General features: G+C 69.5%; 11 protein-coding genes. 3 read left to right on the forward strand and 8 right to left on the reverse strand.

Features of this window, described 5'->3' with window-relative positions; genetic code table 11:
* Nucleotides 1–1,287: 1,287 nt before the first annotated feature.
* Nucleotides 1,288–1,671 carry a cell division protein SepF gene (locus ABZ857_RS25225; protein ID WP_139578677.1) on the forward strand — a complete coding sequence of 128 codons (384 nt, stop codon included), beginning with the start codon at nucleotides 1,288–1,290 and terminating at the stop codon, nucleotides 1,669–1,671.
* 402 nt (nucleotides 1,672–2,073) lie between these two features.
* Here the strand turns inward: ABZ857_RS25225 and ABZ857_RS25230 are convergent, their stop codons facing one another.
* From ABZ857_RS25230 to ABZ857_RS25245, 4 genes are all read right to left on the reverse strand, one after another.
* Nucleotides 2,074–3,387, reverse strand: a complete 1,314-nt coding sequence (locus ABZ857_RS25230; protein WP_357047117.1) for a hypothetical protein — start codon at nucleotides 3,385–3,387, stop codon at nucleotides 2,074–2,076.
* A 298-nt stretch (nucleotides 3,388–3,685) separates the two neighbouring features.
* A complete protein-coding gene (argS, locus tag ABZ857_RS25235; protein WP_357046805.1) occupies nucleotides 3,686–5,407 on the reverse strand; it encodes an arginine--tRNA ligase in 1,722 nt (573 codons plus the stop codon).
* 51 nt (nucleotides 5,408–5,458) lie between these two features.
* Nucleotides 5,459–6,487 (reverse strand): phosphate acyltransferase PlsX, encoded by a 1,029-nt coding sequence (gene plsX / locus ABZ857_RS25240; RefSeq protein ID WP_357046807.1) that lies wholly within the window; start codon nucleotides 6,485–6,487, stop codon nucleotides 5,459–5,461.
* 17 nt (nucleotides 6,488–6,504) lie between these two features.
* Nucleotides 6,505–7,074: a DUF1707 domain-containing protein gene (locus tag ABZ857_RS25245; protein ID WP_357046809.1), complete on the reverse strand. Its 570-nt coding sequence runs from the start codon at nucleotides 7,072–7,074 to the stop codon at nucleotides 6,505–6,507.
* 487 nt (nucleotides 7,075–7,561) lie between these two features.
* Between ABZ857_RS25245 and ABZ857_RS25250 the strand changes: the two genes are divergently transcribed.
* Nucleotides 7,562–8,524: a hypothetical protein gene (locus ABZ857_RS25250; protein WP_357046811.1), complete on the forward strand. Its 963-nt coding sequence runs from the start codon at nucleotides 7,562–7,564 to the stop codon at nucleotides 8,522–8,524.
* Nucleotides 8,525–8,827: 303 nt separating this feature from the next.
* Here ABZ857_RS25250 and ABZ857_RS25255 read toward each other — a convergent pair whose 3' ends face one another.
* From ABZ857_RS25255 to ABZ857_RS25270, 4 genes are all read right to left on the reverse strand, one after another.
* Complete coding sequence (locus ABZ857_RS25255) at nucleotides 8,828–9,007, reverse strand: hypothetical protein (protein WP_357046813.1); 180 nt, start codon at nucleotides 9,005–9,007, stop codon at nucleotides 8,828–8,830.
* Nucleotides 9,008–9,068: 61 nt separating this feature from the next.
* Nucleotides 9,069–9,605: a YbhB/YbcL family Raf kinase inhibitor-like protein gene (locus ABZ857_RS25260; RefSeq protein WP_357046815.1), complete on the reverse strand. Its 537-nt coding sequence runs from the start codon at nucleotides 9,603–9,605 to the stop codon at nucleotides 9,069–9,071.
* Between the two features lie 19 nt (nucleotides 9,606–9,624).
* Nucleotides 9,625–10,416: an ABC transporter ATP-binding protein gene (locus tag ABZ857_RS25265; RefSeq protein WP_357047119.1), complete on the reverse strand. Its 792-nt coding sequence runs from the start codon at nucleotides 10,414–10,416 to the stop codon at nucleotides 9,625–9,627.
* A 22-nt stretch (nucleotides 10,417–10,438) separates the two neighbouring features.
* Nucleotides 10,439–11,344 carry an ABC transporter permease gene (locus ABZ857_RS25270; protein ID WP_357046817.1) on the reverse strand — a complete coding sequence of 302 codons (906 nt, stop codon included), beginning with the start codon at nucleotides 11,342–11,344 and terminating at the stop codon, nucleotides 10,439–10,441.
* A 398-nt stretch (nucleotides 11,345–11,742) separates the two neighbouring features.
* Between ABZ857_RS25270 and ABZ857_RS25275 the strand changes: the two genes are divergently transcribed.
* Entirely contained in the window at nucleotides 11,743–13,422 is a 1,680-nt protein-coding gene (locus ABZ857_RS25275) for an ABC transporter substrate-binding protein (protein WP_357046819.1), read from the forward strand.
* Nucleotides 13,423–13,456 lie beyond the last annotated feature (34 nt).

A 13,456-nucleotide genomic window follows, 5' to 3' on the forward strand; every position in this document is an offset into this window, starting at 1 on the left:
AGGAGCGGAGCGGGCGGGAGGGAGGACCGCAGCGAAGGCCCAGCGGAGCGGGCTTCGCGAGGACCGGACCTTCCGACCGGCGCAGTGACGTCCCATCGCACCCGACCAACATGCCGCACCACAGGGCTCCCCGCAGCCGACCACCACCCCCACCACAAAGAAAGCCCGCCCCCGGGTGCGTGTCCCCCCACATCGTGACAGTGCCCCACCGCGAGAGCTCCCGCCACCCCGCCACCCAGTCGCCCAGCCGCCCAGTCGCCCAGTCGGCCTTCCTACGCCCGAGGGCCTCCTTATCCCGTCCCCCGTCGGGGCGCCTGAGGGGTCTTCGGCCTTTCTACGTCCACGTGGACGCCGTGAGCCGACACGCCGTGTCGAGCCCTGAAATTCAGGGGCGGGGACCATCGACCGGCCCGGTGCACGCGCGAGAGAATCGGCGGGTGCTTCTGGAGAGACCACGGCTGTGTCTACGCCGCTCCCGGCCTGAGGGCGCGTGGGCGATCGTCGCCTACCGTTCTCGGCCGCGACGCCGGCACGGTGGCGGACGACGCCCTGTACGGCCTGCTCGCCCTGAACTGGCACCAGCCACCAGCACGTGGCGTCGCCGATGTCTCCCACCGGCCGCGAGGCCGGAGATGCGGTTCGGCATCACCGGGTTCACAACCCTCTCCGGTATCTCCGTACTCCGCTCGTGGAGCGTGAGCAGGATGCGGGTCGGTGCCGCTTCGAAAACCGTGGGCCGGTCGAAATGGTCCTCGATATCGGTTCCGCGGGAGGCGTTGCGAGGAAAGAGTTTCCCCTGGCCGTTCCCCCAATTGCGGTCACTGCCGTTCGCGGAGGGGCGCGCGGAGAGCGATGATCATTTCCGCGCACCGCTGTCGAAAATATTTTCGATACACGAATTCGGTGCGTCTCGGCGCACAATTCGATCTTCATTGGCACCGCCTCGATTTGCGCCTCTGGGTGGCGGCATACCGGCCCCTACCAGCAAGATCGTATTTCGGGAACCCGGCATCGGCGGCGTCCGTTGTGATCTACTGAAGGCATGTCGTCGTTCGAGGTGACTGTGAGAAATGTTTGCGAAGCGTTCCACGGGGTAGACGGGTTCGCGAGTTACCCTGGAAGGGCTGACGGAATTGACGATGAAGACATACGTGCCCGGCCTCCACATTATCCAGCCAACAACACTTAAACGGCCGGGCGTGTCGGCGGGGGTTCGCTGAATCGTCGATTACGGTCCCGCATGTCGGGACGAGCCCGGAAAAGGACAAGCCGGAAAAGGACGAACCGATGGGGGCTGTGCGCAAGGTGGCGAGCTACCTTGGCCTGGGTGGGGCAGAGCAGTACGACGACGAGACCTATGCCGAGGACGAGTACGAGGACGACTGGATGCCGGCGGCCGAGCGTGCCGCCAAGCGCTGGCAGCCCAACGCCGACCCGGCCCGTATTGTTATGGTCCGCCCGCAGAAGTATGACGACGCCCTGACGATCGGCCGCCACTTCCGCGAGGGCCACACGGTGGTCATGGACGTGGCGAGCATGTCGACGGCGGAGGCCACGCGGATGGTGGATTTCGCCGCGGGTTTGGCCTACGGCTGTGAGGGACGTATCGAACGGATCGCGGACAAGGTCTTCCTGATCACTCCGGCGACGGTGGAGGTCTCCACCGCCTGAACCGGCCGGTCCGAGTCCGAGTCCTGTGCCCGCCGCCCGCTCGGTCGGCGGGCACTGTCGTCTGCGGAACCGGCTCTTGCATCGTCCGCAAACCTGGCGCAGGCGCCGGCGTCCCAGGGGTTCGCGGGCTCCATCGAAGGCGCCGCGTCCCACGCGGGCTACGTGGAAAGCGCCGGCGTCCCACGCGGGCTCCATCGAAGGCGCCGCGTCCCACGCGGGCTCCGCCGAAGGCGCCGCGTCCCACGCGGGCTACGTGGAAAGCGCCGGCGTCCCACGCGGCCCGCGCGGGCTCCGTGGAAGGCGGCGAGGTCCTACGTGCGGCCTGCAGGCCGCAGTGAAGTCACCAACGTTCTACGCGGCCCGGCAAGCCTCCGCGCAGGCCCTGGCGCGAGCGCAGGCGTCCTACGCGGCCCGCGGGCCCCGGCGCAGGAGCGTGGACACCTCTGCCAGGTCCCGGGCGGCGGTGGTGGCGCGCTCCTCGGACTCCCTGGCGTACTCGTGCAGGGCCCAGACGGCCTTGTCGGCGAGGTCGGCGAGCTTGCCCGCCCGTGTCTGGACGTACCGCACGTCGGAGTGTTCCCGGACGCGGTGCCGCCACAGCAGGTGGCCGCCCACGGCGGCGATCAGCAGGCCGACGAGGGCGAGCGGCGGCGAGACCACGAACCCGGCGGCGAAGACGACGACGGCGAGGACCAGGAGGACGTATCCGGGCCAGGGCCGGGTGCGCTTCGGCACGCACTCGGTGACGAGCCGCTGCTCGGCGGCCGCCATCGACTCCTGGTCGGGGCCCTCGGGTCTGAGCGTGATCGGGTAGCCGAGGATCGGCACGTCCAGAGTGTCGGGCGGCGGCTCGCGCACCACCTCGACGAGGGACTCCGCCGCCGCCCTGACCGCCGGCGCCGCCACGTGCAGGGCGAGCGCGGCCATGTGGGGATCGGCGTCGGGACCCAGGTCCTGGAGGAGATGCCCGGTGAGCGAGCTCAGCGGCCCTTCCTGGCCGCTCTGGCCGGCCAGGGCGTGGAGCACGGCCAGCGGCTCGTCCTCGGCCCACACGGTGCCGCGTACGACCTTGGTGACCTCGCCGGCCTGCCGGGTGGAGGTGATCTCGGTGCAGCGCTCGCGCAGGCGGCGCAGGGTGACCGACGCCCGCAGCGACCGCTCGATCTCGGCGACCTTCGCCAGTTCTGGGAACGCCTCCAGTGAGGCGGGCACGGACGTCTCCGGCAGACCGGGCACGAGGGCCTTCAGCCACCGGTCGTCGGTGGCCGGCACGTCCACAGCGTCCAGCTTGCGCAGGACGAAGATCTTGCCGACCGGTCCGTACGCCCCTCGGGCGGCGGCGAGCCACAGCGCCCGCTGGCCGGGGGTCACCGGACGGTCCTCGGACAGGTCGCCGAAGGCGGTGCCCAGCCAGGAGGCGTGGATCCGGTCGCCGTGGCCGCAGACGGCGAGGGCCAGACACAGGAACAGGGCGGTGCGCCGCTCGTCCAGCTGGTTGGCCAGGGCCAGCGGCTCCAGAGCGTCCTTGCCGGACATGATGAGGACGAGGGCCTCGACGGCGGGCCCCAGCCAGTAGCCCGGCACGTCGGTGATCCCCGGCGGCAGGTCGGGCGCGCTCCCGTCGGCCGCCAGGCTGACGATCAGCGCCTCGGCGTAGCGGTGCAGCTCCGTGGCCTCGGCCAGGTTTCCTGGGTCCGGACTCGTGGTCAGGTCCATGCTCACGCGGAACGCTCCCCGAGGGGTCGGCTGGCACTCCCTTGACCGCGCCAGACTAGACGCTTGGTGCGACTGTCACGGACGAGGCGCGCCGTGGACGACCCTGACCGGCGGAAACCGGGGAGCCGGTCCGCCCTGGATCGGTCCGCCCTGGATCGGTCCGCCCTGGATCGGGGGGCAGCGGTATGGGCGGCCGGCTGTGGCCGGCCGGGGACGCCGTCCCCGGCCTCAGGGACGGCGTCCCCAGCGTCGGAGACGCCCTCCCCGGTGTCCGCGGAAGCGGAGTCGGGCACCCCGCTCACATCCGCTCGGGGACTTCGATGCCCAGCAGGTCGAGCCCGCGCAGCAGCACACGCAGGGTGAGTGCCGACAGGGCCAGACGCGACTGCCGTACGGACTCCTCCTCGGCCTTGAGAACCGGGCAGCTCTCGTAGAACGAGGTGAACGCCTGGGCCAGGTCGAACAGGTAGTTACAAAGCCGGTGGGGCTCGGACAGCTCGGCGACGGCGGCGACGACCGAGCCGAAGCCGAGCAGCTGCAGCGCGAGCGTCCGCTCGGCCGGATGGCCCAGCGTGATCGGGCCGGTGACCGACTCAGAGTCGATCCCGCCGTTGCGGAAGATCGACCGGATGCGGGCGGTGGCGTACTGGAGGTACGGCCCGGTGTTGCCGGTGAGGGCGAGCATGCGGTCGAAGTCGAACACGTACTCGCTGTCGTGGCTGACCGACAGGTCCGCGTACTTGACGGCGCCCATGCCGACCTGGCGCGCGATCTGCCGGCGGGCCTCCGGGTCGTACCCACGGTCGGCGATGACGGCCTCGGCCCGGACGACGGCCTCGTCCAGCAGCTCGGTGAGCTTGACCGAGGCGCCGCTGCGGGTCTTGAACATCTTGCCGTCGCTGCCGAGCACGCTGCCGATCTGGACGTGCTCCGCCTTGACGTCGTCGTGCAGCCAGCCGGCCATCCGAGCCGCCGCGAAGACCATCTGGAAGTGGAGCGACTGGGTGGCGCCCACGACGTACATGATCCGGTCGGCCTTCAGGTCGCGCACCCGGTAGCGGATCGCGGCGAGGTCGGTCGTGGCGTAGCCGTACCCGCCGTCGCTCTTGCGGACGATGAGCGGCAGCGGCTGGTCGTCCCGGCCCTTGAAACCGGGCGGGAACACGCACAGCGCGCCCTCGCTGATCTCGGCCACGCCCGTGCGCTCCAGTTCGTCGCAGACGTTGGCGAGCATGGGGTTGTACATACTCTCGCCCGCGATGTCGTCGTCGGTGAGCGTGACACCGAGCGTCCGGTACACCTTGTTGAAGTAGCGCTTGGTGTATTCGATGAACTCGTGCCACAGGCGCAGGGTGGGCGGGTCGCCGCCCTGCAGCAGCGGCACTCTCCGGCGGGAGCGCTCCTCGAACTCCTTGTCGGTGTCGAACTTGTGCCGCGCCTCCTGGTAGAAGGCGTTGCCGTCGCCCGCGGCCAGCCGGCCCAGCGCCTCCTCCTCGCCGATGTCGAGCAGGTGCTCGATGAGCATGCCGAACGGCGTGCCCCAGTCGCCGAGGTGGTTCTGCCGGATCACCTGGTTGCCCAGGTGCTCGTGGGTGCGCGCGAGGGTGTCGCCGACGATCGTGGTGCGCAGGTGGCCGACGTGCATCTCCTTGGCGGCGTTCGGCGCCGAGTAGTCGACGATCACGGTCTGCGGGGCCGGCTGCGGCACGCCGATGCGCTCGTCGAGCAGCTGCTGCCCGGCCTGCTCGGCGATCCAGCCGTCACGAAGCGTCAGGTTGAGGAACCCGGGCCCGCTGACCTCCACGCTCACGTCGGCCGTGGCGAGGTGGTCGGCGATGGCCTGGGCGACCTCCCGCGGGGCACGTCGGAGCCGCTTGGCCAGGCTGAGTGCGACGTTCGCCTGATAGTCGGCGAACTGGGAGGGCCTGATCAGCGGGTCTTCGGTGGCGTACTCCGATCCGAAGGCGGAACCCAGCGCCTGCTGGACCCGCTCGGTGAGCACGAGCTGCGGGTCGGTCATGCACCAAGCTTATCGGCGCGCGCCTTCCGCCCGCCGTTCCATATCCGGCGGTCACCAGCGGCGGTGCGACTTGTTGGTGGAGGCGATCCGCTCGCCGATTCTGGTCACGATGCCCTGGGCCGACAGGCGGGCCGCGAGCTCGCAGGCGGCGGCCACGCCACGCGCCCGCGACGAGCCGTGTGCGATCACCACGGTGCCGTTGAGGCCGAGCAGCACGGCCCCGCCGTGCGCCTCCGGATCGAGCCGGCCGGCAAGCTCCCGGAGCCGGGCACGCTGCAGCATCCCGCCGATCCTGGCCACCCGGCTCTCCGCGATCGTCTCTCTGAGCTGCTCGAAGGCGTACCGCACGGTGCCCTCGACGGTCTTGAGCGCCACGTTGCCGGTGAACCCGTCGGTGACGACCACGTCGACCTTCCGGGTGAGCAGGTCGTGCCCCTCGATGTTGCCGGTGAAGTCGACGCCGGGCGTGGCGGCGAGCAGTTCGTGGGCCCGTTTGGCGAGCTTGTTGCCCTTTTCGGCCTCGGCGCCGATCGTGAGCAGGCCGACGCGCGGACGACGCATGCCGAGCGCCGTCTCGGCGTACGCCACGCCGAGGTGGGCGAACTGCACCAGCATCTCCGGTTTGGCGTCGGCCGTGGCGCCCGCGTCGAGCAGCACGGTCGGCTGGGGCAGGGTCGGCAGGCCGACCGCGATCGCGGGCCGTACGACTCCCTGCTGAGCCCGAAGCCGCAGCCGGCCGGTGGCGACGACGCCCGCCGTCGACCCGGCGGACACGACCGCGCAGGCGTCGCCGCGGCGTACGAGGTGGCAGGCGATGGCGATGCTGGACCGGGGCCGTCTCAGGCTCGCGAGCGCGCCCTCGTCCATCGCGAGCGCCTCCTCGGCGCGCACGATGGGGACCTCGGTGACCGCGTCGTGCCGGGCCAGCTCCTGGTAGAGCAGGCGGGGATGGCCGACGAGCACGACGGGCACGCCCCGCTCCCGCACGGCCTGTACGGCTCCCGCGACGATCTCTCCGGGCGCGTTGTCGCCGCCCATGGCGTCGAGGGCCACGGGCAGCGCACGGCCTGCGGGCTGCATGGCCGCATCGTAGGCCGTCAGCGACGCGTCCCGCGGTAGACCACGATCTTGCCGAAGCGCGCGTTGCCGGTGACGCGGATCAGCGGGCCGTCGCCATCGCCGTTCCCTCCGGTCACCGAGCGCTTCGAGAAGAGCGCGCTGCCCTCGTCGACCACCCTCGCGTTGGCCGGCACGGTGACGATGAGCTTGCCGCAGAAGGAGTTCAGCTCCAGCGTCACCTCGCGGCCGGGAAGGACCGCGTCGCTGAGATCCACGATCAGCGCGCCGAAGACCGAGCTGAGTTCGGTGTGCCGCCCGGCGACCCAGCGTCCGCGCCGTATGATCTTGCTGAACACCGCGGAGACCCGGTGTCTCTCGGTGGAGAGCGCGGCCGTCGGGTGAGACGCGTCGGGCAGATCTCTGATCAGGGGCGCGAGGTCGCCGATGGTCACGGCGCTGTAGGCGGCGTCGAGCCTGTCGGCGTGCTCGACGCTCGTCAGGCGGCCGGTGGCCAGCGCCTCGCCGAGGACGGCCGCGACCTGGTCGCGCTCGGTGTCCGAAGCGCGCTGCGCGGGGTCGTCGCCCGCGTACGGTGTGAGGGAAGTCACCTCGCCAGCGTAGCTCTTATCGAGATATGTCGCGATAGGCCGGGTTGGTGGCCGGTCCTGGCCGGGCCGCGCCACCCCGCCGGGTCGCATCACGCTCCCGAGTCGCGTCGCGTCACGCTCCCGGGTCGCGTCACGCCGCTCGGGTCCGTGACGGCTTCGGCAGTGCCGCGTCACGCCGACGGTCGGCGCGTCGCTAAAAGTGAGCGGAAAGATCTGCCGCAGGGCCTGGGCGGCGTGTTTACCGTCGCTTTCTCCGGAGGCGGGATTGGGGTGACCGCGAAGTGGTCGTCCGATGCTCGATATACCGACTTTCCCGGCGGGCCCGCCGCCGGGCATCCCCTGGTCGGCAGGGCTTTCCGCCGTGATCGGCAGTGATAGAAATGCCGACGTCTTTGTCGGCGTGCTCGCCGACGCACGGGGGTTCTTGGGTTCGTCATTCCCACTCTCGTGAAAAGGAATATGAACCGGGGGCAAGTCAATGAAACGAGTGGTTAGGACAGCCGTCGTCGCCGTCACGATCGGCATCGCCGGCATGCTCGCCGCGCCCGCGCAGGCCGACGTGTGCGCTCAGAAGTGCACGGAGCACCGGGTCGCGACGCTGGCGAGGCTTCTGGCCGATCTGCAGGGCACGGCCGTCGCCGGGGCGACGAGCGGCGTCGTCGCGCAGGCCGACGCGGCCGCCGAGGTGGCGGTGAGCCTGACCGCTGACATCAGGGCCGACCTCGTCGCGGTCGCGAATCTCGCCGGCACCGTGACGGCCGGTCTGTCCGCCGAGGCGAACGCGCAGATCAACGCGGCCGCCGAGATCGCGACCGACATCGTGGCCGACGCCGACGGCAACGCCAACGCCAACGTCTTCGCCAGGCTGGAGGCCCACCTGACGGCCGCCCTGACCGCGGTCGCGAACGTCAACGCCGACGTCAGCGCGGCCGTCGCCGCCAAGGTGAACGTCGCCGCGGACCTCGCCGCCCAGGTCGGCAAGCCGGTCGTCGCGGCCTCCGGTCAGACCGCCGCGGCTGTGGACGCCTCGGCTGCGGCCGTCGCCACCGCGGGCGCCGCGGTCCGCGCCGGGCTCAACGTCACCGCCAGGCTCAACGCGCTGCTCAGCCTCAAGGGCGCCGTCGGGGCGGCCGCCGGCAGCGCGGGCGGTTTGCTGGCGCTGGTGCCGTGCGACACTCCGGCCGACGGCGCGATGAGCAGCACTCGGACGACGGCCGCCGAGGCCGCCGCCCGGGCCGACGCCAACGCCCACGCGGCCACCAGGACCGTACGGAGCACCACGGACGCTCCGGCGCAGGGAGCCGCCGCGACGACGGGAGCGGCGGCCGGGCTCGCCACCTCCGCCACGGCCACGGCCGACGCCGCGGCGTCGAGCGCGGTCTCGTCCGCCCCCGGCACGGTGTCCAGCGTCGCGCCGCCGACCGCGCGCCAGGGCGGGTACGGCAGGTGACCCACGCCTGAGGGCCTGCGTCACCGTTGAGGCGACATGCCGGGCGGCGCCGGAGGCCCCGCGTACGGCAGGACCCGGAAAAGGACCGCGGCAACGGGACGGCAGCAACAAGGACCGCAGCAACGGGACCTCAGAAACAGGACGTCAGCAAACGGGCCTCAGAAACAGGACCACGGAAAGACGCCGATGACGGAAGCGGCCGGCGCCCCCGAGGGGCGCCGGCCGTCCGGCGTCACGTCAAGGTGCACGCCGCAGAGCGTACGCACCGGGACCGCAGGCGCCCGCGACAGGCTCTGCGGACCGCTAGTTCGGCGAGTGCGGCGAGTCGAAACGAGCGCGCAGGTGGGTGCGTCTGGCGATCTGGGCCTGCAGGCGGGCCATCTGCCAGTGCAGCTCGATGAGCTGCTCGGCGATGAGCCCGACGGGAAGCTCCGAGGGATCTTCGGCGGCCAGATTGTCGATCGCCGTCGCCAGGTCGCTCATCCGCCCCTCCCCTATGTCGAATCTCCGTTCGAATCATAGTGGAACGAGCGGCCCTCACGCATCAGGTTTCGTACACAGGTGCGATATGGCCGCGGGCGAGCGTGTTGGCGGTGATGTTGAAGCCGACCACGGCGGGCGGCGTGTCGGTGTCCACGCCCAGGGACTCCACACCCAGAGCGTGCACGGCGAACAGGTAGCGGTGCGGGTGGCCGGGGGGTGGTGCCGCTCCGCCGTACTCCTTGGTGCTGAAGTCGTTGCGCGCGTGCTTGGCGCCCTCCGGCAGCCCCTTGAAATCGGGGCCGTTGCCCGCGCCCGCAGGCAGTTCGGTGACGGTGGCCGGGATGTCGTACAGCACCCAGTGCCAGAAGCCGCTGCCCGTGGGCGCGTCCGGGTCGAAGCAGGTGATGGCGTAGCTCTTGGTGCCCTCGGGGGCGCCCGACCAGCGCAGATGCGGGGAGACGTTCTGCCCGCTCATGCCCCAGTCGTTGAACACGTGGGCCTCGGGGAGCCGCTCGCCGTCGCGCACGTCGTCGCTCTCGACGGTCAGCGCGGGCACCTCGGGCAGATGGTCGTACGGGATCGGTGGCGGCGTCGGCACGTTCGCCCCTCCGTTTCTCTCAGGCCTTGTTGTACGCCTCCAGGACCTCCTGGGGGTCGCCTTCCATTCTGATCTTCCCCTTGTGCAGCCAGATCACCCGGTTGCACGTCTCCTCGATGACGTCGAGGTTGTGGGCGACCAGGAAGACGGTGCCGGCGGCCTCGCGCATCTGCTTGATGCGCTGCTGGCTCTTCTTCTTGAACTCGCGGTCGCCGGTCGCGAGGGCCTCGTCGATGAGCAGCACGTCGTGCGTCTTGGCGGAGGAGATGGCGAAGCGCAGCCGGGCGCCCATGCCGGACGAGTACGTCGACATGGGGAACTGGACGAAGTCTCCGATACCGGAGAAGTCCACGATCTCGTCGTACTTCTCGCGCACCTCGGTAGGGTTCATGCCCATCGCGTAGCAGCCGAGGATGATGTTGCGCTCGCCCGTCAGCTCCTTCATGAGGGCCGCGTTGACGCCGAGGAGCGACGGCTGGCCGTTGGTGTAGACGGCGCCCTTGTGCGGGGGCAGGAGGCCGGCGATCGCGCGCAGCAGCGTCGACTTGCCCGAGCCGTTGCGGCCGATGATGCCGATGGCGTCGCCGTGGTGGGCGACGAAGCTCACGCCCTTGACGGCGTGGACCTCCTTCATCTGCGGCCGGCCCTGCCGCCGCAGGATGCGCATCAGCGCGCTGGCCGCGTTGCCCTTCTCGGAGTCGCTGGCCGAGCCGTACACCTTGTAGACGATGTGGAGGTCGTCGACGATGACGGTCGGGGTTCCGGCCTTGGGGTTCTGCGGGTTCTGCGTCTCTGGGGTTTGGGGCGCCACCTGCGACAGCTCCTTGGTCAGCTCAGCCACGGCCGTACCTCTCCTCGGCCCGCCAGAAGTACCAGAAGCCGACGATCAGCGCGAACACTGCCCAGAATACGCATGTCACCCACGCCCAGCGCTCGGGGAACCGCTGGTAGATCAGCAGGTCGCGCATGAACTCGATGTAGGCGGCGGCGGGGTTGAACTCCAGAGCCCAGCGCAGGATGTCGGGCAGGTCCCTGGTCTTGTCGTCGATGGCGTAGAAGACGCCGGAGGCGTAGAGCCAGGTGCGCGTGATGAAGGGCAGCAGCTGGTTCATGTCCCGCATGAACGCGCCCAGGCGGGCCATGAACATGCCCATGCCGATGTTGAAGACGGTCTGCATGATCAGCACGACGGGGATCAGCAGCCAGAGCCAGGTGATCGGCTCCTGTGTGACGAGCACCAGGAGGAGGAGCACGGCCATCGAGTAGCCGAGCTGCTGGAGCTCCTGGATCGTGTACGCCAGCGGGAGGGCGGCCCGGGGGAAGTGGAGTGCCCGGATGAGCGACAGGTTCGACGAGATGGACTTGGCCCCGCTGATCACCGTGCGCTGGGTGAAGGTGAATACCATGACCCCGGTGATGAGGAACGCCGGGTAGTTCTCGATCGACTTGCTCTGCCCGAGGATGACGCCGAACATCAGCCAGTACACCGCGGCGTTGAGCAGCGGGGTCAGCACCTGCCAGAGCTGGCCGAGCATCGACTCGGAATACTTCGAGACGTTGCGCGAGGTGGCGTACGTGAGGACGAAATGCCGCCGGTCCCACAGTTGGCGCAGGTAGGCGGGCATGCTGGGGCGTGCGATGGCGCGTCGTAGTCCGTGACGCTCGGCGAGCGCGGCCAGCGACTCCGGGGCTCGGCCGCCACCCTGGGCCTCCGCGAGCGCGGATTCCGGCTGGCTCATGGCATGGACTCTATTGGATGGAGGTCGGTGGGACGGCTGTCGCACCGAACGTGGCTGCGACTGGTCAAAGGTAGCCCAGGACATCCCGATCGGGGGACCGGGGACGGGGTGTCGCCCCGCCCCTTGGTCAAAGGACCTTCCGGTTGTCGGTATATGTACTCTAAAGGGGAGTTTGATGCCGTGCTGGGCATTTAGGGTTGGGCTCACAAGAATGTGTGTGACGCCCGACTGACGCACGTGTGACCGAACTGCAACGTGCCGGAGACTCCTCTGGTGCGTCCGGTGAGGGATGCTCCGGACGACTGGCAGGACGTCAGCTGGTTTGACGATGCCCGGCAAACCGGGTGCTAACCAGCGCGAACGCCCATCCTTAGAGGGAGGACCAATCCACTATGCGCGTGACTAAGGGCGCAAAGATCGCCACCGGCACCGCGCTGCTTGCGCTCGGCGTCGCCGCGTGCGGCGGGGGCGGCGGCTCCAGTAGCGGCGGCGGGGACAACCCCCGGGCCGCCACGGGGACCGTCTACATCCGTGGTTGTGAGCCGCAGACCGGCTTCGTCCCCGGAAACATCAACGAGACCTGCGGCGGCACGATCAACGGATTCGTGTACAGCCGGCTCGTCAAGTACAACTCGGACACGGCCGCTCCCGAGCTCGACCAGGCCGAGTCGATCGAGACCACCGACAACAAGGTGTGGACGATCAAGCTCAAGCCCGGTCTGAAGTGGACCGACGGCACGCCGGTCACCGCGAAGAACTACGTCGACGCGTGGAACTACACCGCCTACTCGCCGAACGCCCAGCTCGGCAGCTTCTGGTTCGGCGACATCGTGGGCTACGACAAGGTCAACACGGCCGACCCCGACGGGCCCGACGGCCCGAAGGAGGCCCCCAAGCCGGAGACCGACAAGCTGGAGGGCCTGGAGGTCGTCGACGACCTCACCTTCAAGGTCACGCTGACCGCTCCCGTCGCCGTTTTCCGCACCAAGCTGGGGTACACGTCCTTCGCGCCGCTGCCGGAGGCGTTCTTCAAGGACCCGAAGGGCTTCGCGCAGAAGCCGATCACCAACGGCCCCTTCAAGTTCGTCCAGTGGGACCACAACTCGCAGGTCATCGTCGAGGCCAACCCCGACTACGCCGGGCCGGAGAAGCCCAAGGTCAAGAAGATCGTCTACAAGATGTACAAGGACGACAACGCGGCGTACGCGGACCTGGTCTCCAACAACCTCGACTTCACCGAGCTGATCCCGCCGTCGGCTCTCGCCGGCGACAAGTGGAAGACCGACCTCGGCGACCGCGCGATCGAGGGCCAGCAGGGCGTCATCCAGACGATCACGTTCCCGGTGTACAGCAAGGAGTGGGGCGGCAACGCGGACTTCCGCAAGGCGGTCTCCCTCGCGATCGACCGGAAGACGATCACCGAGAAGATCTTCAACAAGGGCCGTACCCCGATCAACGGCTGGGTCTCCCCGATCGTCGAGGGCTTCAAGGACGGCGCCTGCGGCGACCTGTGCACCTACAACCCCGCCAAGGCCAAGGAGCTCCTCGCCAAGGCCAAGGCCGAGGGATACACCCCGCCGGCCGAGTTCCCGATCTGGTCCAACGCCGACGGCACTCACAAGGACTGGATCGAGGCCACGGTCAACAGCATCAACCAGGCCTTCGGTCCCGACGCCGGCTTCAAGTTCGTGCACAAGGACATGCCCACCTTCGCCGAGCTGCGCGACGTCGTCACGCAGCACAAGCTCAAGGGCGTGCACCGCACCGGGTGGCAGATGGACTACCCGCACATCGAGAACTTCCTGAACCCGCTGTACAAGACCGGCGCCTCCTCCAACGACGGTCTCTACAGCAACAAGGAGCTCGACAAGAAGCTCCACGAGGCCGACACCGCCACCGACCCCGCCCAGGCCAACGCCCTCTACCAGGAGGCTGAGGCTATGCTGCAGCAGGACATGCCTGCGATTCCGCTGTGGTCGTACGGCCTGCAGGCCGGCACCTCGAAGTGGGTGACCGGCGTGAAGGTCACCCCCTTCGGCGAGCTCGACCCGCTGTCGATCGCGATCAAGGAAGCGTAGGAACAGCTCGTACGCGTTTCCCCCGAGGCCGGTT

Origin of the sequence: Microbispora sp. NPDC046933, from assembly GCF_040644635.1 — a bacterium.
GTDB lineage: Bacteria > Actinomycetota > Actinomycetes > Streptosporangiales > Streptosporangiaceae > Microbispora.

Bases quoted from the DNA above. Each gene is read 5' to 3' on its own strand.
- ABZ857_RS25230 (WP_357047117.1), bottom strand. From the start codon at position 3,387: ATGGACCTGACCACGAGTCCGGACCCAGGAAACCTGGCCGAGGCCACG.
- ABZ857_RS25225 (WP_139578677.1), top strand. From the start codon at position 1,288: ATGGGGGCTGTGCGCAAGGTGGCGAGCTACCTTGGCCTGGGTGGGGCA.
- ABZ857_RS25255 (WP_357046813.1), bottom strand. From the start codon at position 9,007: ATGAGCGACCTGGCGACGGCGATCGACAATCTGGCCGCCGAAGATCCC.
- argS (WP_357046805.1), bottom strand. From the start codon at position 5,407: ATGACCGACCCGCAGCTCGTGCTCACCGAGCGGGTCCAGCAGGCGCTG.
- ABZ857_RS25270 (WP_357046817.1), bottom strand. From the start codon at position 11,344: ATGAGCCAGCCGGAATCCGCGCTCGCGGAGGCCCAGGGTGGCGGCCGA.
- plsX (WP_357046807.1), bottom strand. From the start codon at position 6,487: ATGCAGCCCGCAGGCCGTGCGCTGCCCGTGGCCCTCGACGCCATGGGC.